This is a genomic window from Microcoleus sp. EPA2 (assembly GCA_020882975.1).
Classification (GTDB): domain Bacteria; phylum Cyanobacteriota; class Cyanobacteriia; order Cyanobacteriales; family Microcoleaceae; genus Microcoleus.
In genome coordinates this window covers 284,323-307,577 of record JAHRFD010000002.1, presented here as the reverse complement: position 1 = coordinate 307,577, position 23,255 = coordinate 284,323, and the positions used below count along the sequence as shown (strand labels likewise).

At 43.3% G+C, this 23,255-nt stretch carries 24 protein-coding genes; 11 read left to right on the top strand and 13 right to left on the bottom strand.

From position 1 onward, the window contains the following. Window positions 1-84: 84 nt before the first annotated feature. The gene (locus AAFP14_RS03840) at window positions 85-1,551 is read right to left on the bottom strand and encodes an MFS transporter (protein WP_341730974.1); all 1,467 of its coding nucleotides are present in this window, start codon (window positions 1,549-1,551) and stop codon (window positions 85-87) included. Between the two features lie 396 nt (window positions 1,552-1,947). Further along, window positions 1,948-2,364 carry an STAS domain-containing protein gene (locus AAFP14_RS03835; RefSeq protein WP_341730973.1) on the bottom strand — a complete coding sequence of 139 codons (417 nt, stop codon included), beginning with the start codon at window positions 2,362-2,364 and terminating at the stop codon, window positions 1,948-1,950. A gap of 183 nt (window positions 2,365-2,547) precedes the next feature. Here AAFP14_RS03835 and cbiD point away from each other — a divergent pair, with 183 nt between their 5' ends. Next, window positions 2,548-3,687 carry a cobalt-precorrin-5B (C(1))-methyltransferase CbiD gene (cbiD, locus tag AAFP14_RS03830; RefSeq protein ID WP_341730972.1) on the top strand — a complete coding sequence of 380 codons (1,140 nt, stop codon included), beginning with the start codon at window positions 2,548-2,550 and terminating at the stop codon, window positions 3,685-3,687. Window positions 3,688-3,863: 176 nt separating this feature from the next. Next, complete coding sequence (gene guaA, locus AAFP14_RS03825) at window positions 3,864-5,465, top strand: glutamine-hydrolyzing GMP synthase (RefSeq protein ID WP_472851024.1); 1,602 nt, start codon at window positions 3,864-3,866, stop codon at window positions 5,463-5,465. A 326-nt stretch (window positions 5,466-5,791) separates the two neighbouring features. Here the strand turns inward: guaA and AAFP14_RS03820 are convergent, their stop codons facing one another. Next, a complete protein-coding gene (locus AAFP14_RS03820; protein WP_341730970.1) occupies window positions 5,792-6,454 on the bottom strand; it encodes a hypothetical protein in 663 nt (220 codons plus the stop codon). Window positions 6,455-6,690: 236 nt separating this feature from the next. Next, a complete protein-coding gene (cdf31, locus tag AAFP14_RS03815) occupies window positions 6,691-7,620 on the bottom strand; it encodes a CDF family zinc efflux transporter Cdf31 (RefSeq protein ID WP_341730969.1) in 930 nt (309 codons plus the stop codon). Between the two features lie 241 nt (window positions 7,621-7,861). On the opposite strand from cdf31, the gene AAFP14_RS03810 reads away from it, so the two are divergent. Then, on the top strand, window positions 7,862-8,209 hold the full coding sequence (locus AAFP14_RS03810; RefSeq protein ID WP_341730968.1) for a hypothetical protein: 348 nt from the start codon (window positions 7,862-7,864) through the stop codon (window positions 8,207-8,209). 81 nt (window positions 8,210-8,290) lie between these two features. On the opposite strand, the gene AAFP14_RS03805 is transcribed toward AAFP14_RS03810, so the two are convergent. Both AAFP14_RS03805 and AAFP14_RS03800 read right to left on the bottom strand, forming a co-directional pair. Beyond that, window positions 8,291-8,431 (bottom strand): DUF5615 family PIN-like protein, encoded by a 141-nt coding sequence (locus AAFP14_RS03805; RefSeq protein ID WP_472851020.1) that lies wholly within the window; start codon window positions 8,429-8,431, stop codon window positions 8,291-8,293. A 3-nt stretch (window positions 8,432-8,434) separates the two neighbouring features. Next, the gene (locus AAFP14_RS03800) at window positions 8,435-8,782 is read right to left on the bottom strand and encodes a DUF433 domain-containing protein (protein ID WP_341730967.1); all 348 of its coding nucleotides are present in this window, start codon (window positions 8,780-8,782) and stop codon (window positions 8,435-8,437) included. Between the two features lie 576 nt (window positions 8,783-9,358). On the opposite strand from AAFP14_RS03800, the gene AAFP14_RS03795 reads away from it, so the two are divergent. Beyond that, entirely contained in the window at window positions 9,359-10,486 is a 1,128-nt protein-coding gene (locus AAFP14_RS03795) for a GUN4 domain-containing protein (RefSeq protein WP_341730966.1), read from the top strand. 293 nt (window positions 10,487-10,779) lie between these two features. On the opposite strand, the gene AAFP14_RS03790 is transcribed toward AAFP14_RS03795, so the two are convergent. Continuing rightward, window positions 10,780-11,397: a COP23 domain-containing protein gene (locus AAFP14_RS03790; protein ID WP_341730965.1), complete on the bottom strand. Its 618-nt coding sequence runs from the start codon at window positions 11,395-11,397 to the stop codon at window positions 10,780-10,782. Between the two features lie 407 nt (window positions 11,398-11,804). On the opposite strand from AAFP14_RS03790, the gene AAFP14_RS03785 reads away from it, so the two are divergent. Then, complete coding sequence (locus AAFP14_RS03785) at window positions 11,805-12,146, top strand: DUF433 domain-containing protein (protein ID WP_341730964.1); 342 nt, start codon at window positions 11,805-11,807, stop codon at window positions 12,144-12,146. Window positions 12,147-12,210: 64 nt separating this feature from the next. Here AAFP14_RS03785 and AAFP14_RS03780 read toward each other — a convergent pair whose 3' ends face one another. Further along, window positions 12,211-12,699: an excisionase family DNA-binding protein gene (locus AAFP14_RS03780; protein ID WP_341730963.1), complete on the bottom strand. Its 489-nt coding sequence runs from the start codon at window positions 12,697-12,699 to the stop codon at window positions 12,211-12,213. Between the two features lie 108 nt (window positions 12,700-12,807). Here AAFP14_RS03780 and AAFP14_RS03775 point away from each other — a divergent pair, with 108 nt between their 5' ends. Continuing rightward, window positions 12,808-13,149: a DUF433 domain-containing protein gene (locus AAFP14_RS03775; RefSeq protein WP_341730962.1), complete on the top strand. Its 342-nt coding sequence runs from the start codon at window positions 12,808-12,810 to the stop codon at window positions 13,147-13,149. A gap of 64 nt (window positions 13,150-13,213) precedes the next feature. Here the strand turns inward: AAFP14_RS03775 and AAFP14_RS03770 are convergent, their stop codons facing one another. The 5 genes from AAFP14_RS03770 to AAFP14_RS03750 form a co-directional block, all read right to left on the bottom strand. Beyond that, on the bottom strand, window positions 13,214-13,714 hold the full coding sequence (locus AAFP14_RS03770) for a type IV pilin-like G/H family protein (RefSeq protein ID WP_341730961.1): 501 nt from the start codon (window positions 13,712-13,714) through the stop codon (window positions 13,214-13,216). Between the two features lie 4 nt (window positions 13,715-13,718). Then, window positions 13,719-14,780: an S-methyl-5-thioribose-1-phosphate isomerase gene (gene mtnA, locus AAFP14_RS03765; protein ID WP_341730960.1), complete on the bottom strand. Its 1,062-nt coding sequence runs from the start codon at window positions 14,778-14,780 to the stop codon at window positions 13,719-13,721. 217 nt (window positions 14,781-14,997) lie between these two features. After that, a complete protein-coding gene (locus AAFP14_RS03760; RefSeq protein WP_341730959.1) occupies window positions 14,998-15,585 on the bottom strand; it encodes a TIGR04376 family protein in 588 nt (195 codons plus the stop codon). Between the two features lie 178 nt (window positions 15,586-15,763). Next, on the bottom strand, window positions 15,764-17,011 hold the full coding sequence (locus AAFP14_RS03755; RefSeq protein ID WP_341730958.1) for a hypothetical protein: 1,248 nt from the start codon (window positions 17,009-17,011) through the stop codon (window positions 15,764-15,766). Window positions 17,012-17,748: 737 nt separating this feature from the next. Next, entirely contained in the window at window positions 17,749-18,861 is a 1,113-nt protein-coding gene (locus AAFP14_RS03750; RefSeq protein WP_341730957.1) for a ligand-gated ion channel, read from the bottom strand. Between the two features lie 188 nt (window positions 18,862-19,049). On the opposite strand from AAFP14_RS03750, the gene AAFP14_RS03745 reads away from it, so the two are divergent. The 5 genes from AAFP14_RS03745 (at window position 19,050) to AAFP14_RS03725 (ending at window position 23,237) form a co-directional block, all read left to right on the top strand. Then, the gene (locus AAFP14_RS03745; protein ID WP_341730956.1) at window positions 19,050-19,670 is read left to right on the top strand and encodes a 2OG-Fe(II) oxygenase; all 621 of its coding nucleotides are present in this window, start codon (window positions 19,050-19,052) and stop codon (window positions 19,668-19,670) included. A 139-nt stretch (window positions 19,671-19,809) separates the two neighbouring features. Then, window positions 19,810-20,256, top strand: coding sequence for a hypothetical protein (locus tag AAFP14_RS03740; RefSeq protein ID WP_341730955.1), 447 nt, complete (start codon window positions 19,810-19,812; stop codon window positions 20,254-20,256). A 137-nt stretch (window positions 20,257-20,393) separates the two neighbouring features. Beyond that, window positions 20,394-21,008 (top strand): class I SAM-dependent methyltransferase, encoded by a 615-nt coding sequence (locus AAFP14_RS03735; protein ID WP_341730954.1) that lies wholly within the window; start codon window positions 20,394-20,396, stop codon window positions 21,006-21,008. Window positions 21,009-21,220: 212 nt separating this feature from the next. Beyond that, the gene (locus AAFP14_RS03730; RefSeq protein WP_341730953.1) at window positions 21,221-22,651 is read left to right on the top strand and encodes an AAA family ATPase; all 1,431 of its coding nucleotides are present in this window, start codon (window positions 21,221-21,223) and stop codon (window positions 22,649-22,651) included. Beyond that, window positions 22,629-23,237, top strand: a complete 609-nt coding sequence (locus tag AAFP14_RS03725; protein WP_341730952.1) for an RloB family protein — start codon at window positions 22,629-22,631, stop codon at window positions 23,235-23,237. Before AAFP14_RS03730 ends, AAFP14_RS03725 begins: the two co-directional genes overlap by 23 nt. Window positions 23,238-23,255 lie beyond the last annotated feature (18 nt).

Here is a 23,255-nt window from a genome sequence, read left to right as displayed (position 1 = left end):
TAAATTCCCCTATTCCCACCCCGAAAAAAGCTGATAGATTTTTTGAAGGTTTCCCTTCAAATATCTGTCAGCTTTTCGGCTATTTTAGGGAACTTTTGGCTGTCTTTTTAGTCTTAATTCGCCCGGATTAAACTGGAAAAGTAAAAAACCCGGTAGGATCTCGCGCAACGATAGACTACGAGGTTCTCGCACCAAAACCAAAGGCAGAAGCGCAATCAGCCGTAAACCAGCCGACAGGGCAAACAATCCCCCTAAACTCATCGTCGGTGCTTGAGCTAGAAAGCCACCGGCGGTAGTTCCACAAGCCCCCGCCACTCCCGCAACCGCCGCCGCGATCGCAAAATAAGTCGAAGGTTGTTTAATTGGTGCTATTTCCATTTGAATATTTTTAGTACAAAGTTCGATCGCTCCTAAAGTCGTTCCTCCCAGTAAATGTAGTAGTGGTAGCCATACCCAAAGCGCCATGGGGTAATTGCCTGTTACCAACCACAGCACAGGTGTGATTGCCACCAATAACCCAAGCGCAATTAGCAGCGGGCGATTTCCCCAGCGATCGGCTAATTTGCCCCAAAACAGCAGCAGCAGCAGATTGGCCCCGGCACTCAAGCTGTTATAAATAGTCACTAAACTCACATCTAAATTTAATTGTTGCAGCAAGTAAATATTAAAAAAAGGCGCACTTAAATTAACGGCAAATGTCCATAAAATTAAGTAAAATAAAAATATTAAAAAGTTAGAATCTTTCAGCAGCGCCGTCAAAAAATTAGTCTGGTTTTGACCTAATTTTTCCGTGAATTGCTCCCCATCTTCATCGGTTCCATAAACTTGCGGATTCACATCCACCATCAAGAATTGAAACCCCAAACTAATCAGTCCCGCCAACACTCCCAAAAATAAGACGATACCGTAGCCAAAAATCGGATCTGTCCCCCAAGTTGAAACTGCCAATCCCATCAGTGGGACTCCCAGCAAAGTGATGAAGCTGGTAGCGCTGTTGCGAAAGCCAAAATAGCGTCCGCGCAAACGGTGAGGCACCACGACGGCCATCCAACTAAACCAGTTAGAATTGGCAAAAGCTGCCAGTAAACTAGCAGCCAAGGCAGTTGCTAGTGTCCATTCCAGTAGCAGGTGGGAGTCGGTGTTTTGTCTCCCCCAGACAATTTCCACGACTAGCACCAGCCACAGCAGCCGCGACAATCCGAATACGAACAGGTTGTACCAGTGGCGGCTGGTGGTGCGATCGGCAATGTAGGCCCCTAATGGTTGCAGCAGATTCACCACCATCGGAATCGCAGATAATAGGCCTATTTCAACGCTGGTAGCACCTAGTTGGAGCAAGAAGTTGCTGAGAATTACGCCACTGGTGGCAGACTCGAAAACACTGGCAAAAACGCCGTCTAGAGTTGATGCTTTCAGAGTCAAACGAATGTCTTGTTTAGAAATTTTGAGAGCTGTTTGTGGAGATATGACTAACTGAGAGCTGGTTTTTTTTAGTAGGTCTGGGGTCTGAATAAATCGGCCTTCATTTAACTCTGCAACTGGTTCAACCATAAATCAATTTGAGATTTGAGATTTGAGTTGGAAAATTTGAACAAGCCCAGGGATACATTTAGCTGAGCTAGGATATTAATTGCCAAGAGGACGAAGATATTCAGAATCACTTAAGCTTTGATTATGCCGGAATTTCTCTGGTTATTTATTCCTTTTTCTCAAGGGCGGTTTCTTTTTCCTTATTCCAGAATTTCCCACTTTGGGGGGGTGACTTCTTGATTCTTCCTTTTCCTATCTAGTCATATAAAACCAGTCCTACCTTCAAGATGTTAGTCTAAAAGTAGGACTGGCAAGTCCGGGTAATTTTGATTATTATAGATGACAAGCCCTGGGGCTTAGCATCGACCGTTTGGAATATCTAAGTTTAGGGATTTTGCAAAAAGTAGGTAGTCTGGGTTAACAAGGTTGCGATCGCACAGTTTCGACACCAAAAAATTTTTCGAGTTCGCCCTCAAACAAGTCGCCCCAAGGTCCAAAACAAATTTCCCGCGATCGACTCCACTCCACTATGAAACTTTTACGACTAGCTAAATCCATAGATTGAAAAACGATCGACTTACCGAGTATGGCGGCTAACTCTAGCCCGATTACCAGTGCAGTGATTCCCTCTAGGGCTAAGGCCTCGACTTGTTGCAAATCCACGACAACCCCCAAGGCTGCGGTTTCCAGAGCTTGTTCCAAGTTTGCTTGGAAATCGAGAACAGCGAGTCCACCAAGACAACCCAAGGGTTGCAAAACAATCGTATTAGATGATGATGTTCTGTCAGTGGAACAAAACATAACTGACGGCATGATACTAATGGCTTTATTCATAATCGCATCTCAAACAAGTATGATCTCGATCGCAACTCGTAAACAAAAAAACAATTGACAAAAATGACGCTAACTGCGATTGACAGCCAACTCGATCGCTAACTAGGCTTAAATATTTGAGCGGTGTCACTCCTGCTCTGTGATGCTTCTTATCAGTAAATTTACAGATATCAACAATCCATAATGACCAAAACTCAACCTCGTTCCGGGTACACACTTCCAGTATTTGCCTGTGCGGCCGCACTAGCCGCCCTGCGCTGCTTGCGTAGAGGTATTCAATCTGTAGATAGCGTCTCAGTAGATTTACTAGAACCAATAATAACCGCATCAGTACCCATCGAACAAGTATCTGTAATAAAAACTGACACAGCTTTAGCTGTGACTCGCTCCGATCCAGGGGACAACCTAGATCTGACTCGCCATACCCCTGTTTGGGCAATGGTGGAATTACGGAGAGTGTCCGAGGGAGAAATTGAAGCAGCAGAAGAACAAATACTGATTGTTGGGGGCGAGGGAATTGGACATCACAAAACCGGTGGAGGAGCGGCAATCTACGATTATGCCCAGCGGCTGTTGCGTGTGAATCTCAGCCGAGAACTCCAAACCGGAGAAAAAATTACTGTCACCCTGATTCTGCCATCAGGTCGCCAACTGGCAACCCGTACTTCCAACGAAGCTTTCGGTGTGGTAGAAGGACTGTCGCTGCTGGGTACGACGGGCATTTCTCAACCCTTGAGCGCCCCCGGACAGTTGGAAATTTACCGCGAACAACTACAACAAAAAGCCCAGCTATTTGACTGTTTGGTGTTTTGCATCGGCGAAAATGGCTTGGATTTGGCTCGACAACTGGGCATCGATCCGCAGCGGCTGGTCAAAACTGCTAATTGGCTCGGTCCTTTACTGGCAGAGGCTGGATGTCAGGGTGTGAAATCTATTCTGCTGTTTGGCTATCACGGAAAGTTAATGAAATTGGCGGCGGGGATTTTTCACACTCATCACCACCTCGCCGATGGGCGGCGCGAAATTCTGACAGCTTTTTGTGCGCGGGCCGGAATGCCGTCTGATTTGTGTTCCTCGATTTTTGAGGCTGCTAGCGCGGAAGATGCTCTGGAGCAACTGCGGGTTTTTGATGCGGAGAATCAGAGCAATTGGGTCGATCGCATTTACGGCGACATTGCTCAACAGATAGACTTGCGCTCATCGGATTGCGTGTTTACTCACAGCGGGCAGCGTGTACCCGTGGGCTCAGTGATGTTCGGGCGCGATCGCAAAATAATTGTTAAAAGTGAACTAGGAGATACATTTTTGACACAAATTTGTTAATGTGGTGTGAATATCCCGTAACTCTTGCTCCAAGATCGATCGGGGATAATACTTAATTAAGTCTTAATTCCAACTCCCTAGACCTTAATTACCTAGGTTTATTTCAGACGAATAATCTCGGTTCTAGGTTCTACCCATTAGCAATTAGCAATTACCCACTAACCGTGACTACTCAAATAGAAACTGAATCCGCCCTGACCAACTCTTCTCTAGGGCAGATCGATCGCCAGAAGATAGTGATTCTCGACTTCGGTTCCCAATATTCGGAACTGATTGCTCGCCGCATTCGCGAAACTCAAGTATATTCAGAAGTTATTTCTTACCGCACTACTGCCCAACAGTTAGCAGCGATCGCTCCTAAAGGAATTATTCTTTCAGGTGGGCCGAGTTCTGTATATGACGAAAGAGCTCCCCAATGTGACCCGGAAATTTGGCATTTAGGAATACCCGTGTTGGGTGTTTGCTACGGGATGCAGTTGATGGTCAAGCAACTAGGAGGGGTAGTCGATCGGGCTAAGTTAGCCGAATATGGCAAGGCATCCCTATCCATTGACGACCCTACCGATTTGTTGACTAATGTCGAAGATGGTAGCACCATGTGGATGAGCCATGGAGATTCTTGTACCGAATTGCCAGAAGGTTTTGCGATTCTAGCTCACACGGAAAATACTTCCTGTGCGGCAATTGCTCATCACGACAAAAATTTGTACGGAGTTCAGTTTCATCCAGAAGTAGTTCATTCCATCGGTGGACAGGCTTTAATTCGTAATTTTGTTTATCATATTTGCGAGTGCGAACCGACTTGGACGACAGCTACTTTTGTCGAGGAATCGATTCGTGAAATTAGAGCCATAGTCGGAGACAAACGAGTATTATTGGCTCTATCCGGCGGGGTTGATTCTTCAACTTTGGCTTTTTTGCTGCATAGGGCGATCGGCGATCGACTTACCTGTATGTTTATCGACCAAGGGTTTATGCGGAAGTATGAACCGGAACGGTTGGTGAAATTATTTAAAGAGCAATTCCACATTGATGTTGAGTATGTTAATGCTCGCGAACGCTTTTTAGCTCAGCTTGAAGGTGTTACCGATCCTGAAGTAAAACGGAAGCGGATTGGTCACGAATTTATCAGCGTATTTGAATCAGAATCGAAGCGTCTTGGACCCTTCGATTACCTCGCCCAAGGTACTCTTTACCCAGATGTAATTGAATCGGCTGACACTAACGTAGATCCCAAAAGTGGCGAACGAGTTGCGGTGAAAATTAAAAGCCATCACAACGTCGGCGGGCTACCTAAAGATTTGTGCTTTAAGCTGATCGAACCCCTGCGAAAATTGTTCAAGGATGAAGTGCGAAAAGTCGGCCGGTCGATCGGGCTTCCAGAAGAAATCGTCAACCGACAACCTTTCCCAGGGCCAGGATTAGCGATTCGGATTCTGGGAGAAGTTACCGCCGAAAGATTAAATATTTTGCGGGATGCTGACTTGGTGGTGCGCCAAGAAATTAATCGACACGGATTGTACAACGAACTTTGGCAAGCTTTTGCAGTTTTGCTTCCCATTCGCAGTGTAGGGGTGATGGGAGACCAACGCACCTATGCTTACCCAATTGTCTTGCGGTTTATTACCAGTGAAGATGGGATGACGGCCGATTGGGCGCGAGTTCCTTACGATTTGTTGGAATTAATCTCAAATCGGATTGTGAATGAAGTTAAAGGAGTGAACCGCGTGGTTTATGACATTACTTCTAAGCCGCCTGGAACCATCGAGTGGGAGTGATAAATACAAGATTATTTTAATACAAATAAACGCAGATGGAATTTTATCTGCGTTTATTTGTGTTCATGGGTTGATATCAATTCCGCTAACTCTGACAAAGCTGAAACCGCCGTAATTCTTTCGTGCAATCCTTTTATGTCTACTGTTGTTCGGTCAGGTTTAGTCATGTGTTGAGTGTATCGCATTAGATCGCCCAAAGCAATATTGATTAAAGTTGATTTTTATTGTATAAAACCTTTGATTGCGAGTAAATTTTGATGGTAATTTTTTTAAAGTGCGATCGAGAGCGATCGCATCGTTTAATTATAAGAGTCGATCGTCCTGGTTCAAGAATTAGATTTTGGTGCTTTCGGCGGTCTTTGAGTCGCCAGATTGAAGCCACCGCCGCTTTCGGCTCCATCTCTAGAAGGTTTTCTCTGAGATGCCGATTTAGACACTCCTCCAATTATTTTCTTCGCTTTTGGAGTAGACGGGATTTCTGCTGGTGCTGCTTGCTCTGTGGCAGCCTCTAGCTCAGTTTCTGAAGCAGGTGGAGGTGGCAAATCACTTTTTTTGATCGGCTTGGGAGTAGGCTTGCTTTCCCCTTCTGTTTTTGCTTGAGGAGCATCTTGTTTAGTTTTTTGCTGATAGGCCAAATCAGATTTCTTGATTGGCTTTGGAGTAGGTCTGCTTACTTTTTCTGCTTGAATTTGTGGAGATTCCGCTCCCGATTCTGGCTGAATTTCTGAGTGAGATTCTGACCCAGACTCTGGTTGAATTTCTGTCTGAGTATCTGGCCCAGATTCTGTCTGAGATTCTGTCTGAGATTCTGTCTGAGATTCTGTCTGAGATTCTGTCTGAGCATCTGGCTCAGATTCTGTCTGAGATTCTTCCTGAAGTTCTGGTTGGAGTGATTCAGGATGATGTTCAGGAGACTGGTTGTCTGCTGCACTTGTAGATTGGGCATCTACATCAGTGGATACGTCGTGTAAGGTATTCTCAGGACTCATTACTGGCAATGGATTTGGTTGTACAGGGGTGACTCTGATATTTTTTAGCCTCGATGGTTGTGTATCGAGTCTGTTCTGCATCTGGAGTTTTATCACATCCTAGCATGGCTGGCTACATTTCATGTCAAAAATTGGAGGAATTGCGATGGGCAAAAATACCTTCTTCTTGCTCTGACAGGATTAATAAGTATTGACGAATCACCGCTGACTAATGACTAATGACTAATGACTAATGACTAATGACTTCTGTTTTCAGAATCATAGCTAATTCGATCGGACTGATAAGCCGGTGGCTCAACGTGAATTAAGATGCGTACAGGACTGAAACGTTCTTCCAAATGGGCTTCTACTTCTTCTGTAATCCGGTGAGCAGTTTCTACATCGGCCGCATTCACAATCATGTGCATATCAATAAACACTTGACGTCCCACCACGCCACGAGAGGCGATCGAGTGACAGTTGACAACCCCCGGTACATCCATGGCGATATCGTGAATAATTTCGGGTGCGATCGCCATTTCATCCACTAACCAAGGTAGATTTTCTGTGAGCACCTTCCAACCGCTGTGAAACACTAACAGAGCCACAGGAAAAGACAAAAATACATCTAAGGATTGCAGTTGAGGTATATTCCAAACTTCCCCTTGCCACACACCAATCAACCCAGCAATTACCATAATTGTTACCCAAACATCACTCATCGTGTGTTGAGCATCCGCCACTAAAATAGCACTACCCAGGCGTTTTCCAACTCGGCGCTCATAAAAAGTAACAAAAATATTGATTCCTAGTACAATCAGCAAAATCCATAGTTCGTTGGGGGATATTTTGACAAGTTGGCCACCATGTAGCAACCTTTGCACAGCGCCGCTGAGAATTTCAAAACAAGCAATCCCCAAAAAAACTGCAATTCCCAGAGCTCCGATCGCGTCAAATTTCTGATGTCCGTAGGGATGATCGCGATCGGGTTGGGGATTTGCATAATGATTAGTCACCAGTCCTAAAATATTATTAGCGCTGTCTGTGACACTGTGCAAGGCATCTGCTAACAAACTAAGAGAACCTGTCAACCAACCCACGACGGCTTTAATTGCCATGACCACTATATTTAGCAATAACGTAATGATTAATACTTTACGGATTTCGGAACGGTTATCGGCTAGCATAGAGTCTCCTGAATCAGAAATCAAAATTTCTAATTTCTAGTTTAAAGCCGAAGGAGTAACAAAAGGTTAAAAGTCTTGCAGACTCTAGCTTAGAGTTATATTTACACTCATTAATTTTGCCTAGCTTGTTGAGATAGTTTTTAATTAATTGGATTCGGGCTGCCCAATTTAGCGAGAATGTACTTCTTTTGGGTTACTGTATTTTTTAGCATTAACGATTGTGTGTTAAATTTGATTGCTTATGTCTGTTTCTCAATTTACGCTGAATTTAGTTGAAGGTTCTGTCTCCTTTAGCTTTTCCCCCCAAGCCGCGCGGGATTTGCAAAGTGCGATCGCCACTTTGATGGAAAGTCTCAAAGCAGTCGCAGCCAAAACTGCTGGCGGCAAAGCCTCTCCCCAAAAACCGATGGAATACCGCTATGCAGGGGAGGTATTTTTTGAAGTTTTTTGCAATCCGAATATCTGGCCGACACCTTTTGCGGCGAAAGTGCTGATTACGGTTCGGGACGATCGGGTGCGCGTGACTACTGAAGCCGAACTGAGCCGCCTGCGAGATGATTTGGGTCAGTATCTCGAACAAGTAGGTTAAAATTTTTAACCTCGATCGTTTGTATAGCGGTTTTCTTTTAAAGTGAGGTGGATTCGCTGTAGGGTGTGTCGGTGCTATATGTTAGATGAAACTTGCAGATGGTAGAAGGCGACGCACCTTACTATTTCCAGCTTCCTGCACTGTCAAAACATCGTGACCAAAAGTTCGCAGTAATTCCACCACTGCTAGCGGGAAGTTTTCATCTGTGTAAAAACGTGCCAACTTTTAATAAACCTCGCTTTCTTCCATAACTTCATCATTTTCTTTGATTGTTTGTTCAATTTCCTCTGGGTAAGCATCAGCATAAGCCCACGCATTTACCAAATCAGCGGCGGTTAGATCGGGAAATGATTCTAGGATGATACCATCGGAAGCACCTAGACGGCGATCGCACACCAAAGACCAAACTGGTATGCGAGTATTGCCGATACAAGCATCGCCGCCGCACACACCAGGAGTTTTTTTAATGCCTAGAGAACCGTTGGTTAAAGTTTGAGTTAGAATGCTGATGAGTTTAGCTTTATCAACGGGATTTAAGGTTAAGACTTGAGTTTCTAATTCTTGTATAGTCATAAGTGCGATCGTTCGGATCTGATATTACTTAGATTATAGCAAATTCGCGCCAGGTTTTAGGCTTCCTCATTTCTAGCGATCGCAGCTTCAATTTCTTCCTTGATTCGCGATCGAATAATTTGCAATCTCCTAGGGGCGGGTTTTACCAACCATAATTTTTTCAAACTAATTATCTTGTAAACCCGCCCCGCCCGATGTTTTTCTGTGAGTCCACAAAATCTCGATCCCCCCTAGCCCCCCTTAAGAAGGGGGGGACAAGAGTGCAGTCAAAGTCCCCCAACAATCAGGGGGAAGAGTGCAGTCAAAGTCCCCCAACAATCAGGGGGGACAAGAGTGCAGTCAAAGTCCCCCTTCTTAAGGGGGATTTAGGGGGATCTAGACTTGGCTACCAGCGAGAGATCGAGAGGCTTTTAATCTTAACTTGTTACGTGCGATCGCTCCCATCTCCTTACCCGTAGCTACGATCGCAAAAAAATGGTATCCTTTCATATTAATCTCCTACCTGGAAAACAACACATCACTGTTGTAGAAATTATTCATTTACTCCCTTATTCCCTAAAACTCTCAGCAAAATTCATGAAATTGCGCTCTTGCTGGCTAATTTTTACCCTCATCGGACTCTCCTTAACAAGTTGCTCCCAGCAGAAGTCATCTCAAGAAATTGCTGAAACAGTTAACAAGAGCCTCGTGCTGATTTACTACGCAAATCAAGGCGGACACGGTACCGGGTTTATTGTACCGGGAAAAAAGGGAGTTTGCACTGTTCTCACCGCCGGTCATGTGGTTAAAGGCTATAGTTTGAAACTGCAAACTTATCAGGATAAACAAGGTCATACAACTGACAGTATTCAAACAAGTCCAACTTACGATTTAGCAGTGGTGACGTTTAAGTCTGCCGGGGAAAGTTGTCCTTATCCAAGTGTCAATTTTGGGGATTCTAACGAGCTGAAAGTAGGACATAAAATATATATTTCTGGTTTTCCTGTTCTTCAAAACGAAGATTTAGCGCCGGAATTTTTGGAAGGTTCAGTATCGAGGATTAATGTTGTCTTGACGGAGGGCTATGGAATTAATTATATAGCTGGAGTTTCTGTTGGCATAAGTGGCGCGCCTGTTTTAGATGCTAGCGGTAAAGTGGTTGCAGTTCACGGTTTGTTGAAAAATGAAGTTCCGAGGGGAATTCCGATTAAAACTTATCTGGCAAATCAGTCTTGGGAAAATCAACTCATTAAAATAGACTATACTAAACTGGAACAGTTATTGGCAGCCGGGAAGTGGAAGGAAGCAGATAAGGAAACTACTCAAAAAATCTTAGAAGTAACGAGTCAAGAAAAAGGTTGGCTACAGACTGAAAATATCGAAAATTTTTTCTGTCCAGATTTGCAGGCGATGGATCGACTTTGGGTAAAATACAGTGATGGACGCTTCGGCTTTTCCGTGCAAAAACGGATTTATCAAAGTCTTGGTGGCACTAAAGAGTATGATGGAAAAGTGATGGCTGCTTTCGGAGCGGCGATTGGCTGGAAAAATAAGGGGGTGGCTGGCTGGCTTAATTACGACCAACTTACTTTTAATACTAATGCACCCAAAGCCCACCTCCCCGTGGAAATTGGGATAACTCATGGTTATGGTGTTGGACATATTGGTTATGGTTATGGGGAGGGTAATTGGGCAAACCTTCTTCTCTCATGCAGAGACTTGTAAAGTCAAACCTATAAAGCCTTTAAGTTTTTATTAAGAATTGTGAGGGAGTCAAAATCCACGAAGTCATGCGGTGTCTGGGTTTCCGATACCTGGCACTGGCACGGTTGACTCGCCAAGAGGTTGCCCGCAATTTGAGGGTTATAACAATTAGCCAAAATAAACTTTTCCATGAATCAGAACTTACGCACTCCGACCAAAGAAGCCGGGTTTTTTCCGAATCTGTCGGCTGCAACCAAGTATTTTCGCAAAAACCCGGTTTCTGAACCCCATGCGTAATTCCTATAAGTTTAATATCACTTAGCAGAATTAGATCCAGCAATCCGATCCTCTTCAGCCAAAAAAGGAGTTAAATCAATCTCTGGCGAAGACGGAGAAAACTTAGAAGTTGCCAACTTACCCTCACTATTTTGATAAACCCCATTACCATTCAACAAATTTTCAGTCATATCTCGCATTGCGTTATAAGCCTCTGTTTCGCTACCGGGCTTCAACGTCAACACCAGCGGACAAACCTCGTCGCCACTCAACTTAGTTTTAGCACAAATCACGTATTGATTCGGCGTCTTAGGCTCCTCTCTATAAGCTAACCGAATTAAACCATCTTTGCGATAACCGTTCAAGCTTTCAGAAATTATTTGGCAGCGTCTTACAGGCGTATAATCACCGCCTAAAGTTGTCACCATTTTCAGCCAAGGTTGTTCACCTTTATCGTGACGGTACATAACAGTCCAAACGTCACCTCCCCGCTGAGTATCTGGCTGAAGTTGGCAGGAAAAACGAGCATTTTGTCCAACCAACAGGGGTGTCCAACCTTGAACAATAGCAATTCCCGCACCGCCAACAGCCGCTAACAAACCTAGTACACTGATAGTCAGGTTTGCGACGTTAAAGAACTTTCCACTATTACTCACGGTACTAAATCCTCGATAAAGTTTTGATAGACAACAAGAGCGATCATAATAGGACTTACGGGGAGTCAGAAACCGGGTTTTTTCCGACAATACTTCGTTAAAAACCGTAAAAACTGCAAAAAACCCGGTTTCTTTGGTCTCGACACGCAAGTTCTAAATAAGTTGAAAATTTCTACATCAGCAAAGTAACGGATTCCCGAAAACCGCCAGGGGTTCAAACCCCTGGCTAATAGCGAAAGTCCTCTAAAGAGGACTGAGAAGATGACTGATAATTTCTTTAGTCCTCTTCAGAGGACTTTCGCTTTGAGGCAGGGGTTTCAACCCCTGCCGGACTGCGGGGAGTTGAAGTAGCCAATGTGCTACACTCAGCATACACTCAAAACTCACAGTAAAAATGATAAACAATTATGCAATTAGAAGATTACTTTGAATTTTTAACACCAGAAGATATCCGTATCAAAGGAACCCGCGTCGGTATCGAACACATTCTCTACGAATACATCCACCGAGGCCAAACTCCTGAAGCCATAGCTCAAAAATTTCGGACAGTGACTATGGCTCAAGTTTATGCTACGATTTTGTACTATCTAGAAAATCAAAAAACTGTAGGGAAATATGTAGGAGATTGGTTAGAATATTGCCTCAAAGCTGAAGCTGAATACGATCGCAATCCATCACCTTTTGTCTTGAAAATGCGTCAGCTTAAAGAGCAAAATAAGAAATCTCAACAACTAGATCGAGTTTATTAATGAGTGTCAAATATCTGTTAGACGAAAATATCGATCCTGAATATCGGGTGCAGCTTTTGTATCATCAATTATAAGAACTGTATACTCTGGTCTCATGCAATTCCTCTTCCTGGCTAAACTGAGCTAATTCCTTGAGAATTTCACGGCGCTTAATAGTAAGCTGCTGTTTGTATGCGATCGCACTTGCCAAACTAATCCGCCGCTGGTTTCCTACTTTTCCATAGGGAATTTCCCCATCATCGAGCAATTTGACTACAAATTCTGGCGACACATTCAGCAAACTCGCAGTTTCTTCAACAGTCATATCTTGCTCAATTGGCACTAAAGATACTGCTTTACCAGCCGCCATTAAATGTGCGGCTTGACACAACAATTGATATAGAGATTCAGGAAGTGCGATTTCTTCCCCGCCAATTTCCACAAGTTTTACTTTGGATGTTTCAGCATCACCATTTTCTGTCTTGATGCTTAACATTTTATCCAACAACTTGATAGCTTTTGTTTCTTCTTCTGTCGGTAAAACCGGATCTAGGAGTATTTTTTGCCTGTTCATGGAAATGTTTCCTGAATTCGTTTGATGCTATTATAGTATATATATAATGTAGCTGATATGCTAAACTCAGCATACACTCAAAACTCACAGTAAAAATGATAAACAATTATGCAATTAGAAGATTACTTTGAATTTTTAACACCAGAAGATATCCGCATCAAAGGAACCCGCGTCGGTATCGAACACATTCTCTACGAATACATCCACCGAGGCCAAACTCCTGAAGCCATAGCTCAAAAATTTCGGACAGTGACTATGGCTCAAGTTTATGCTACGATTTTGTACTATCTGGAAAATCAAAAAACTGTAGGTAAATATGTAGGAGATTGGTTAGAATATTGCCTCAAAGCTGAAGCTGAATACGATCGCAATCCATCTCCCTTTGTCTTTAAAATGCGGCAAATTAAGGAACAAAAAAACACATCTCAACAATTGGATCGAGTTCATTAATGACTGTTAAATACTTGTTATATGAAAATATCCGGCGCAGCTATCGATCGGGCGTGATTTATCTCTAAATCTTAGCCGTTCCAGCAGCGCAGGCTAACTTTCCATTGGTATTTATAGGATTAGCGGGTTTTTTGGTGCTAGCAGCAGCACTTTGACACAGGATTGTTTGGGTAGTATTTCCCACCAAAAACACTCCTCCCACAAAACTTTTGAGATTTGGTTGTTGGGAAACTCCATAATTAAATACAGCTTTGTTTCCCGTACTAATGGAGTATTTGTAATTGGTACTTTCAGGTTTTATCCCCAAGCCTAAATTGGCAATGGAACTTGTAAATCCCGTATTTTGTGCATAGTAAGCTTGCTGAGCTTTATTCAGGGAAATAACGTATTCTTTGCCTTCTGCTTCCTTAGCTTTCAGCGTTTTTGATGATTGAGCTTCCGAGGCTGTACAGAAAAAAACGGGCAGAGTTAGAGTTGTTAAAATCGCTCCAATCTGCCAGTTTTGGTAGCTATAAATCCGGCTTATTTTCAGAGATACCTGTTGAATTAAGCGGTTTAGTAACATAGTCTTAAACTAATTGTTTGGACTTAAACTGTTTCAATTGTGCAGGAGCAACAGTGCCATATTCTGTAATAATTCCTGAGATTAGTTCCGCAGGAGTGACGTCAAAAGCGGGATTGTAAAATTCGACTCCCACAGGACAAATCCGGGTAGTGCCAACTTGATACATTTCAACTGGATCGCGTTCTTCAATGGGAATCTGACTCCCGTCAGAAAGTTCAAAATCAATGGTAGAAAGAGGCGCGGCTACAAAGAAAGGAACGTTGTGAGCTTTGGCGATAATTGCTAAACTGTAAGTGCCAATTTTGTTGGCTGCATCACCATTAGCAGCAATCCTATCTGCACCGACAACTACGGCGTGAATCATGCCTTGTTTCATGCAGTGGGCGGCCATGTTGTCGGCGATTAAGGTAACGGGAATTCCTTCTTGGACGCATTCCCAAGTTGTCAGTTTTGCGCCTTGAAGGCGGGGACGAGTTTCGTCGGCAAAAACTCTGGCGAGTCTGCCTTCTCGCCAAGCTGAACGAATGACACCTAAAGCTGTACCGTAGCCCGCTGTTGCTAAACCACCGGCGTTGCAGTGAGTTAGTAATGTTAATTTTTCCGGTGTAGCTGGGAGAACTTCTAAACCTTTGTCGCCGATATCTTTACAGGTTTGTAAATCTTCTGCTTGAATGGTTTTTGCCATTTCTAACAAAGTTTTTTGGATGTGTTCTACGGAACCGATCGCGCCATGAGCAGTTTTGAGCATTCGCGATATTGCCCAAAACAAGTTTACCGCAGTGGGACGAGTAGATCGCAGTAAATCGCCGACTTTTTCTAGTTGAGTTAAAAATTCGGTGCGATCGCCCGTTTCGATTTCCCTCGCACCCAAATACATTCCGTAAGCTGCTGCTACCCCGATCGCCGGAGCACCGCGAACTATCATAGTTTTAATCGCCTCGGCCATGTCGTCGCAGCGACTAATTTCGACTGTGCTGTATTCCTGGGGGAGTCGGTTTTGGTCAATTAGTATAACTCGGTCTTCAAGCCAGGTGACGGGGGAAACTAGGGATTTTTGAGTAGTCATGGATTTGATTTATGTGGTTAGGAATAATTGAACTCTTCTAGGGCGCAGAGGGCGCAGAGGTAGAGAAGAGAGAGAGATTTGAGATTGACTAGAAACTATCGATTCATATTGCGTTTCATGCGATCGAGTTCTTCATGGGAATGATTGATTGAACCACAGAGGGCGCAGAGGGCGCAGAGGTAGAGAAGAGAGAGAGAGTTTTGAAATTGACTACAAACTATCGATTCATATTGCGTTTCATGCGATCGAGTTCTTCGTCTGCTTCCCAGCGTTGAAACTTTTCTTCTAAAGGGTCGGCGGCACTAAAACTGCTATAATTAGAACTTTGATTCCAACCCTTTGTATCCCAACTCTGCTCGGTTTTGGTAGCCGTTTTCGCAGTATTGCTAGTGGCTGCTTCGGCTGCTTTTGCTCGAACTTCTTTTCGCCGTAGCTGAATTTGGCGATAAAGTTCTTTGGCTTTTTCAATCCGTTCTTTGCAGCCTTGCATTTGACCCCAGCGCTGATTTCCCTGACGCAGTAAAGTTGCTTGTCTTTCTTGGGCTGCTTGGGCGAGGTCGAGCCTTTGAGATGCTTTGGCTTTATTGATGCGATCGTTCCAGCGTTGAATTTCTTCGGCTGTTGACAGAATTTCTGCTTGCAGGGTTTTCTCTTGTTTTTGGATTTCGAGAATTAGTCGCAGCGTGTCTTCTTCTTGTTCTTTGAGTTGTTCTTCTATTGCTTGCAATTCCAGATGTGGATTGCTGCGTAAGAATTCTTCTAATTTTGTTTCTAGAAATCTACTAACATCGTCAAATAAGCCCATTTTTTTATACTTCCTCAGTCATTAGTCATTAGTCATCAGTCATTAGTCATTAGTCATTAGTTGTTACTTATTATAATTGTTTTCAACCTTTGTGAGGTACAGGCTCATAATTGCCAATTACCAATTACCAATTACCAATTACCAAACTAATGACTAATGACTGCTGACTAATGACTTCTTAAAACTTCTGTCCCACAAAAACCGATCGCACATCTCCTCCTTTGCGGATGACTGCTTCTTGATTTTTAATTTCTGCCAAAGTCCAACCACTAGCGCCTATGCTTTCGCCGACATAAATTCTGCGGGCTACGCCATCTACTTCAAATAAAGCAGCCGAGCGATCGCCCAATTCCAAAATCCCTACCAGGGTGTGAGCCGCTGTGGGCGTAGTGCTGACGCTTGGTGTGGCTGGTTGTGCCTGCGGTGCTGCCGGCTGGACTGCTGCTGCTGATGGGGCTGCTGCTGATGGGGCTGCTGCGGGGGGGGCTGCTGGTTCTTCGCGAGCTGAAATTTTTGGTTCGGGAGATGTCGAAGGGGAAGGGGAAGTGGCGACGGGGCTGGTGCTGGGGCTGGTGCTACCGGCAACAGCGATCGCTCTCCCAGAGGAGGGAGGGTTAGTTGAAGGAGAAACTGCGACGGTTGGGGCTGGAAGTGGGTTTGTCACCGTTGTGTTTGCCGGCGGGACAATCACTACTTGGGGCGTGGGTACTCCTGGTTGTTGGGCGGCGGCTTGCTCGATCGCCTCAGCGACGCGGTTAACTGCTGTGGAAAGACCGGCCGTAGCTGGTGGCGCGCCGGAAATTGAAATGTTGGGCAGTGTCCCTGGGGGGGCGACTCCGGGTACTCCTGGAAGTTGGACGTTTGCCTGGGGTGATTTTTTTTGTTCGATCGCCTCTAGCGATCGCTGCACGTATTCGGAAAACTCCGTGTCTGGCGCTGTTTTTGTGGTAGCTGTCGGCGTGGTACTTGTGGTTGCCGCCACTGGTAAACGCACCAGTCCCGATCGACTTGCCAACCACAGCCCCAAAACTAACATTAGGGAACCAAAGGCTGCTCCCAGCAGCATTTTATCGAAGGATTGTTTGGACTGATGTTTTTTGGTTGTTTCTAGGGCGACTCGACGGGCGATCGCTGCGACATCTTTTTCTGAGCGCTGGTAACCCATGGCTGGCGGTGGCGACAGCACTATTTGAGGTACCGATATCGACTTGAGGGTAATAATTTCTGGCTGTACTGGCTCTGTGGGGAGTCCGCCACTTGCATCAAATGCTCGATCGACCCCTTCAAACAGTTCATCCATCAACCTATCGGCGTAGGATTCTACCGCCACTGTTTCGGCGGTGACTGTTTCCACTGTCGCCACTACGGCGATCGGGTCTTGGGCTGATTCCACACCCATCTGTTTTGCGGTGACATTTTGAGACATAGTTTTTTTTCTAATTCGCGAGCTGTCGAAAACCCTGAGACTTTTAGCTTCTGACTTCTACAGGATGATTTTAAAATTTAGCAGTTCTTTCACCTTAACAGGTGAATTGTAACTCACTCCTCACAAAATGTTTAACCTGTAGCCAACTTCCTGGGCGATCGACTTTTTTTTGATTTTGCTCGGCCTTACTTTGGCTACCTATCTTTGATTCTCTCCGACTCCATACCATATTTTGAGTTTCTTTTCAACTACTGCTAGAGAATTTTACCCCATCTTTTATACAAAACAAAATTTTACTTCATATTACTTTACTTTTTCACCAAGCCCATTTGGTTGTTTCTCACCTAAATCAGCGTCGCCATTCCAATACCCACAAACGTTTCCGGTTTTTCATATTACAGAGTCTGCTTTTTAATAGTCATAACTTACGCCAAATTATATAACTTCGATTGTACCATAGCTTAATCACTTTTTAGTAATAGACTCTGAAATATCGCAAAATCGTTAAATTAATCAGAATCTTTATCAATAATTTTTTTACATTTTTTTACAACATCAATCTTAATATAATAATTAAAAAACAAAATTTACTCAATATATAAATATTTTTTATAAAAATAACTTTCCCAAAAAATCAAAATACCTTGACGACAAACCCACTTGTGTTGAGGAAGTGGGTTTTTCCCATATTTATGGTTTCAGTTGGCTCCTACCAAAAATACGGTCATGACAATCCCTTACAAGACAACAAAAGCCAAGGGAAAAATCCAGCGCAATCTGCGGATGTTCTCATATATCAAGTCAGGTTTTTTGTTGTCTTGTAACAATAAATGTACGGTGACATTGGCCACGATCGACAAAAAGAAAAAGATATAACAGATAAATATGTATGCGTCCAACAGAGTTAGGTAAGATAACCTCGGCAAAGCATTAGCAACAGTAAAGTTAAAAGTGATTGCCGTGAGGGTGCTGGTCATGCCGACACTCATCTGAGTGGAAAAAGCTGCGTTGGAATCCATCCAAAAAGTCGCCCAAGAAAGCAGCGTAATTAGCAGCAGGGGAATAAAAACTTTAAAAAGGTAAAATTGGTAATTGCGCTTGAGTTTGAGTTCAAAAGTATATCGCGAATATTTTTTACCGTTAGGTGCAAATTTTTGGGGAGTGACTGTAGTATTAACGTCAATAATTTGCCATTCTGACAAAGAAACAAAAGAATCTTTGCTATATCCAGTTAGCTTTGGATCGTTGTGAAAAACCAGACTTCGGTCATCAAAAAACAAAGATTCCCAAACAACCTGAGCTTTTTGCGAATCAAAGGGAAAATTTCTCAAATTTAAGTCAGACGATACAGTCGTATTAACAAGTTCTAAATAATTCACATTGCCGTCGGGTTTGGCAGTGATTGACACCGCCGTCTTTTTGGGTGCTGATTGAGCATTGACAATCGTTAAAGCTGGTTCCCATACTTTTTCGGGATTTTCACGCTTTTCCGTATCTCCAACTACTTTCGGGTCAAATGCTAGACGCTCGTCTTGCCAATTTGCGGATAAATAACCGCTGACATCAAAAGTTTCATCTGATTGATTAATGCGACCGAGGTTGGTTAGGTAGAAACCCACAGCAACTTCTGTTGGCTTGTCAGGGTTAGGAGAACTTTTGAGGGAAGCTTTGGCTTCTGGGACTTTGGCTCTTAGCCGAGTCACAGTTTCTGTTGTGGTTTGTGGCGGTGCAGGGACGGAGGAATTTCTGGGAGCCTTTTGAGCTGCAACATCAGAATAACTCGAAATTATAAAAGTTAAGGCTAAGCCCAGGAAAGAGAGCAGCACTACTGCTAGTGGATTTCTGTTCATCAGGTATATTTACTCATTTTATCATCGGCGGAATTAAAACTAGACTTTATATATCACGAAATTTTTTCAGGTGTCAAGTGCGATCGACAACCATGTCTGAGAGATAGGAACAACCGATCGCCATTCCAGCAAATATTGATACCATGATGTATTCTGGATATTGCTCGATCGCACATTTATAGAATTCCTTGAAATACTACAGCAAGCATCCTAATGCTTTCTCCATTACTTATCTCAACGACTTGCGAGGAGCAATTCTCGCATCCCCTTATTTTGCCATCAATAACCTCAACCGCGACTTCATCGGTACAAAAGGCTTTTCCGTGGTATTTCAACGTTCGGAAATCGCCCAAGTAGAACAGCGTTTCCCATACTTCAAACCCTATCTAGACCAAGCCCTACAACCAGCTTGCAATGCTTTTTATCTCAACCCTCTGTGGCTGAAAGAAGGTTCCCGTGTCGATCCCCATATCGATCGCTCTTTGCGCTCCTACTGCAAAACCGTCGAACCTCCCGCAGCAGTCAGTGTTTTATACATCCAAGTACCAACAAATCTCGAAGGCGGAGAGTTAGTCTTGCGCAGCCACAAAAAACAAGTCGGGCAGATTAAACCAGAAGCAAATACCCTCGTGTATTTTCAAGGAGACTTAACCCATGCTGTGAATGCGGTGACAAGCGGTGGAACCCGCCTGAGTTTAGTTTGCGAACAATACAGTTTGAGCGCCACAGAATTGGCAGACATTCCACCATTTACAGTGGAATCTAGGGCGGCGAAGCCAAAAAGCAAATCAGGGAATCGCAACCCGTAGAATGACCAAAATCACCATCTATCAAAATAGTGAATTCCTTTAACCACCGATGACAGAAAAACCTCTATCTAGGGAACGATAGAGGGGAGCAACCAAATCAAGTAGAAATAGAATGCTAGTCTGATGGAGATTGTATTCTATGAAACTGAATTATCTGACGAAACGGCTTTCGACTGCTAGACGCTGGATGGCTGCAACTGTGCTTTGTCTGTCGGCGATCGCCTTGATGTGGCAAGGTGCATTCTTCTCCAACACCTCAGCAATGGCCGCCCCTTTTGCAAGTTCGATCGCAGCAGCAGACCTGGGCGATAAAATTCAAGATAAAGCCAGTACAGATGCTGGACGAGCCAAAAATTTCATCCGAGACACGGAAGATAAGGTGAAGGAAACAGCCAAGACTAATGCAGCTAAAGTCGATCGAGCAACCGAAGACGGTAGTGTCGCAGAGCGCAAAGCCAAAAAAGATGCAGCCACCATTGAGAAAAGAGCAGAAGAAGATTCCGCCCGGACTCAAAAAGCAGTAGACAATACCAAGAATGCTGTTGAGCGCGCTGTTGATAGCATCAAAGATGCTTTTGGTAATTAGAGAGTAGATAAGTACGTCGTTCAAACTAAACGTAAACTTCTATTGTGTCAGAGCCCGGACTGCTTTCTAAAGTCCGGGCTCTGCGTATTTTGGGTGAGGAATCAGTGGACACCACCTTTGCTTAAAGATTAAAAATTATGTACTCAGACCCTATTCAAACAGAGTATGCTAGACTTGCAGAGCAATACGATCGTCGCTGGTCATTTTATGTAAATGCGACGGTTGAGAAAACACTCAACCATCTAGAAATTAACCCAGGAGAGCGTATTTTAGACCTTGGTTGTGGCACCGGAGTTTTAATCCAGCGTCTGTTGCAAGTAGCCCCAGCATCAGAGGTTGTCGGAATTGATGCTAGTGCCGAAATGCTGGAAATTGCCAAACACAAACTACCGGAATCTGTGGATTTAAAACTAGGTAGCGCTGACAACCTGCCCTGGGCCAGCAACTATTTTGATATAGTAGTATCAACCAGTGCATTTCATTTTTTTCTAGATCCATCCCAAGCACTCCAAGAAGCAAAACGAGTTTTAAAACCCAATGGTCGTTTGGTGATTACAGATTGGTGTTACGATTATCTAACTTGCAAAGTTTGTGACTTTTTTCTGCGCTGTTTCAACCGCGCTCATTTCCGTACCTATGGAGTCGCTGAATTTCAAGGGATGATGGAAGATGAGGGATTGCAAGAAATTGCGTTCGAACGATACAAAATCGATTGGTTTTGGGGGATGATGACAGCAACAGCAATCAAGTAAGCAAGCGCTGCATCATACAGCCAATCGCTTTTTCGGTCAAAGCAAACTCCTCTATATTATGAGATTGAGTACGAACCCACAGACCCATCGGCTCTGAATATGTAATATAAACGGCTATTTTAGAGAAAAAATCTCTAAAAATTCTATTTGGTGGCACTATTGAGTAAGTTACTACAGTAAGCTCGATCGAACCCATAAATTAGTGGAAGACTATGTTAGTCCAAGTAACCATAGAAAACTTCCTATCCTTCAAGGAAGAAACAACATTCAGTATGGTAGGTGTTAGCAGCGATCGACATCATGCAGACCACCTAGCTATAGATATAGCAGGTAAGGGGCGCTCTCTCTTGCCCATCTCTGCTATCTATGGTGCAAACGCCGCAGGCAAATCTAATCTAATTAAAGCTATTGATTTTGCAAAAAATTTGATTGTAGAAGGAACTAGAAGCAGTCAGGCTATTCTAGTTGCGCCGTTTAAATTAGATGACAGCACTGATAAACCCAGCAAATTTGAATTTATTTTTACCCATAAAGGTAATCTTTATTCCTATGGATTTAAGTTAAATAATACTCAAATTATTGAAGAATGGCTTTATGTAACACCTGCTGGAAAAAAACGGGAAGTACCATTCTTTGAGCGGAGCACTTCTGAAAATAAAGAAACCAAAGTAGAATGCGGATCAAGCCTCAAAGGTCGGAGCAAAATACAAGAGCAGTTTCTAGATTTTATTGCACGGGGGACTCGTCCCAACCAACTTTTTTTGACAGAAGCGGTGGAGCGGAATGTTGAGACTGTCAAGCCTGTAGTTGATTGGTTCAAAGATGTTCTAGTTATTATACCGGCAGAATCTCAATTTGCCAATCTGGAATTTATAATATTGCAAAATGAAGAATTTACTAATTTCTTAAGTGATTTTTTGAAATTTGCAGGTACAGGCATTGATTCGCTAGCAAAAGAAGAAGTTGATTTGAATTTTGACCGTCACTTTCCAGATATGCCCGATCTGATAAAAGAGAATATACTTCAAAGATTTGCTGAAGCTCCTCATAATTCTGCGGGTACGATCGAGAGCGATACAGGTCAAAGATATCTTCTCACCAAGGGAATACAAGGTAAGTTAAGCCTCATCCAACTCAGAACTCAACACCTTCATTCTAAAGGTCATCTTGTAGATTTTTCAATGGAAGAAGAATCTGAAGGAACCCAGCGTTTGATCAACCTAATTCCAGCACTATTTATTTTACAACAAAATAGTGAAATAGTTATTTTGCTAGATGAACTAGATCGTCGCCTGCATCCTCTTTTATCGCGCAAATTTATAGAAGTAGCTTTGAGTTGCAGAAAGCTCAACAGCCAGAGCCAACTAATATTTACAACTCACGATACTAACCTTCTTGATTTAGAGATGATGCGCAGAGATGAAATTTGGTTTGTTGAAAAAAATCAGCAAGGTGAATCGCATCTTTTTTCACTTGCAGAATTTAAAATTAGACCTGATGTCCAAATAGAAAAAGGCTATTTAAATGGTCGATTTGGAGCTATTCCATTTTTTGGTGATATCCGCAATTTAGGATGGCTAGATTGTGAAACAGAGTTATCCGATCGAGAATGTAGCAAAAATGAAAAAACGCAATCGAACTAAACTACTCGATCGCCAGTATAACAAGCGAGATGCAAGGCTTTTTGTTATTGCTACTGAAGGTAGGGAAACAGAAAAGCAATATTTCGCTATGTTTCATGACTCTCGGATTAAGATAGAAATATTGGCAACAGGGGAAGATAATAAATCTGCCCCTCAGTATGTGTTGGAAAGATTAAATGAATTTATACAGAAATACGATATGAATGCAGATGATACTCTATGGCTAATGTTTGATGTGGATCGGTGGGGTGAAAAAAACATTAGTGCAATCTGCCGTGAAGCCAAACAGAAAAATTATCGACTAAGTATTAGTAATCCTTGTTTTGAGGTTTGGTTGTATTTACATTTTGATGATTTGGAGCCTAGCGATAAAACCTCTAAAGATTTTGAAGCCAGATTGCGGACTAAGTTGGGCAGCTACAATAAAAGCAATCTCGATCTAGATTTGTTTAAGGATTGTATGGAGGAAGCGGTTAAACGTGCTAAAAATTTACATCCGAATCCTCAACAGAATTGGCCCCCGACGGCAGGTTCGCACGTTTATAGGGTTGTCCAGATGCTTCTCAAAGCGGTTGAAAAGTCCTAAGATAAATTATTTATTTCA

What these genes read in the sequence shown, in the direction of transcription:
- AAFP14_RS03840 (WP_341730974.1), bottom strand. Translation starts at nt 1,551, where the DNA reads ATGGTTGAACCAGTTGCAGAGTTAAATGAAGGCCGATTTATTCAGACC.
- AAFP14_RS03835 (WP_341730973.1), bottom strand. Translation starts at nt 2,364, where the DNA reads ATGAATAAAGCCATTAGTATCATGCCGTCAGTTATGTTTTGTTCCACT.
- cbiD (WP_341730972.1), top strand. Translation starts at nt 2,548, where the DNA reads ATGACCAAAACTCAACCTCGTTCCGGGTACACACTTCCAGTATTTGCC.
- AAFP14_RS03820 (WP_341730970.1), bottom strand. Translation starts at nt 6,454, where the DNA reads ATGAGTCCTGAGAATACCTTACACGACGTATCCACTGATGTAGATGCC.
- cdf31 (WP_341730969.1), bottom strand. Translation starts at nt 7,620, where the DNA reads ATGCTAGCCGATAACCGTTCCGAAATCCGTAAAGTATTAATCATTACG.
- AAFP14_RS03810 (WP_341730968.1), top strand. Translation starts at nt 7,862, where the DNA reads ATGTCTGTTTCTCAATTTACGCTGAATTTAGTTGAAGGTTCTGTCTCC.
- AAFP14_RS03800 (WP_341730967.1), bottom strand. Translation starts at nt 8,782, where the DNA reads ATGACTATACAAGAATTAGAAACTCAAGTCTTAACCTTAAATCCCGTT.
- AAFP14_RS03795 (WP_341730966.1), top strand. Translation starts at nt 9,359, where the DNA reads ATGAAATTGCGCTCTTGCTGGCTAATTTTTACCCTCATCGGACTCTCC.
- AAFP14_RS03785 (WP_341730964.1), top strand. Translation starts at nt 11,805, where the DNA reads ATGCAATTAGAAGATTACTTTGAATTTTTAACACCAGAAGATATCCGT.
- AAFP14_RS03780 (WP_341730963.1), bottom strand. Translation starts at nt 12,699, where the DNA reads ATGAACAGGCAAAAAATACTCCTAGATCCGGTTTTACCGACAGAAGAA.
- AAFP14_RS03775 (WP_341730962.1), top strand. Translation starts at nt 12,808, where the DNA reads ATGCAATTAGAAGATTACTTTGAATTTTTAACACCAGAAGATATCCGC.
- AAFP14_RS03770 (WP_341730961.1), bottom strand. Translation starts at nt 13,714, where the DNA reads ATGTTACTAAACCGCTTAATTCAACAGGTATCTCTGAAAATAAGCCGG.
- mtnA (WP_341730960.1), bottom strand. Translation starts at nt 14,780, where the DNA reads ATGACTACTCAAAAATCCCTAGTTTCCCCCGTCACCTGGCTTGAAGAC.
- AAFP14_RS03760 (WP_341730959.1), bottom strand. Translation starts at nt 15,585, where the DNA reads ATGGGCTTATTTGACGATGTTAGTAGATTTCTAGAAACAAAATTAGAA.
- AAFP14_RS03755 (WP_341730958.1), bottom strand. Translation starts at nt 17,011, where the DNA reads ATGTCTCAAAATGTCACCGCAAAACAGATGGGTGTGGAATCAGCCCAA.
- AAFP14_RS03750 (WP_341730957.1), bottom strand. Translation starts at nt 18,861, where the DNA reads ATGAACAGAAATCCACTAGCAGTAGTGCTGCTCTCTTTCCTGGGCTTA.
- AAFP14_RS03740 (WP_341730955.1), top strand. Translation starts at nt 19,810, where the DNA reads ATGAAACTGAATTATCTGACGAAACGGCTTTCGACTGCTAGACGCTGG.
- AAFP14_RS03735 (WP_341730954.1), top strand. Translation starts at nt 20,394, where the DNA reads ATGTACTCAGACCCTATTCAAACAGAGTATGCTAGACTTGCAGAGCAA.
- AAFP14_RS03730 (WP_341730953.1), top strand. Translation starts at nt 21,221, where the DNA reads ATGTTAGTCCAAGTAACCATAGAAAACTTCCTATCCTTCAAGGAAGAA.
- AAFP14_RS03725 (WP_341730952.1), top strand. Translation starts at nt 22,629, where the DNA reads ATGAAAAAACGCAATCGAACTAAACTACTCGATCGCCAGTATAACAAG.